1 protein-coding gene is annotated in these 1,264 nt (G+C 72.8%); it reads right to left on the bottom strand.

Translation table 11 applies throughout. The annotated features are described in order from the left end of the window. Nucleotides 1–49 precede the first annotated feature (49 nt). The gene (locus AB0D04_RS26620) at nt 50–1,120 is read right to left on the bottom strand and encodes an alkene reductase (RefSeq protein ID WP_362708000.1); all 1,071 of its coding nucleotides are present in this window, start codon (nt 1,118–1,120) and stop codon (nt 50–52) included. Nucleotides 1,121–1,264: the final 144 nt, after the last annotated feature.

Genomic DNA, 1,264 nt, shown 5'->3' with positions numbered 1-1,264 from the left:
GTCTGTGCGGCGGCCGCGCTGTTGTGCGGGCCGACCGGCCGTCAGGCCCTCAGGCCTCCAGGGCCGGGTAGTCGAGGTAGCCGGTGTCGTCGCCGCCGTAGAAGCTCGCCCGGTCGGGGGTGTTGAAGGGGCCGCCGAGGGCGAGCCGCCGGGGCAGGTCGGGGTTGGCGAGGAACTGCCGCCCGAAGGCCAGCAGGTCGGCACTGCCGTCCTCGATCAGACCCAGGTCCTCGGTGCCGGTGGGGCGGCCGTCGTTGGCCGGGTTGAGGACGAACGTGCCGGTGAAGTGCTTGCGCAGCCGGGCCAGCAGCGCGCGGTCGGGGACGTCGCAGAGGTGCAGATAGGCCAGGCCGAGCGGTTCGACGGCCTGGAGCAGGGCGGTGTGGACGGGCTCGGGGGCGGGCTCGTCGATGCCGTTGAAGGTGTTGCCGGGCGAGAGCCGCAGGCCGGTGCGGTGCGCGCCGACGGCCTCGGCCACCGCGCGGGTGACCTCCACCGCGAAGCGGATCCGGCCCTCGGTGCTGCCGCCCCAGTCGTCGGTGCGCCGGTTGCTGTTGGGGGCGAGGAACTGGTGCACCAGATAGCCGTTGGCGCCGTGGATCTCCACACCGTCGAAGCCCGCCTCGATGGCGTTACGGGCGGCGGCCGCGAACCCGTCGATGGTCTCGCGGATCTCGGCGTCGGTGAGCTCGTGCGGGGTGACGCAGTCCTTCATCCCGTCCTCGGTGAAGACCTGGCAGTCGGCGGCCACCGGGGAGGGACCCACGGGTATCAGCCCGTCCGGCAGCAGCACCGGGTGGCCTATCCGGCCGCCGTGCCACAGCTGCGCGAAGATCCGCCCGCCCGCCTCGTGCACGGCATCGGTCACCCGGCGCCAGCCTGCGACCTGCTCGGCGGTGTGCAGCCCCGGTGTGAAGGGGTAGCCCTGGCCGACGACGGTGGTCTGGGCGGCCTCGGTGACGATCAGACCGGCGGTGGCGCGCTGGGCGTAGTAGGCGACCATCGAGTCGGTCGGCACCCCGCCGCCCCCGCTGGCGCGGTTGCGGGTCATCGGTGCCATGACGATGCGGTTGGCAAGCGGGGTACCGGCAAGGTCCAGGGGATCGAACGCGGTGGTCACTGAGGGCCTCTCAACTGCTGCTCGGGACAAGGGACACGTGGTACGTGATACGGGGCACGGGGCACGGGGCACGGGGCACGGGGCACGGGGCACGGGGCACGGGCCACGATCATCGGGCATGACCGTCGGCTCTTGCGTCAGCAC

Origin of the sequence: Streptomyces sp. NPDC048483 (assembly GCF_040651455.1) — a bacterium.
Taxonomy (GTDB): Bacteria; Actinomycetota; Actinomycetes; order Streptomycetales; family Streptomycetaceae; genus Streptomyces.
This window is presented reverse-complemented; position numbering and strand designations above follow the sequence as displayed.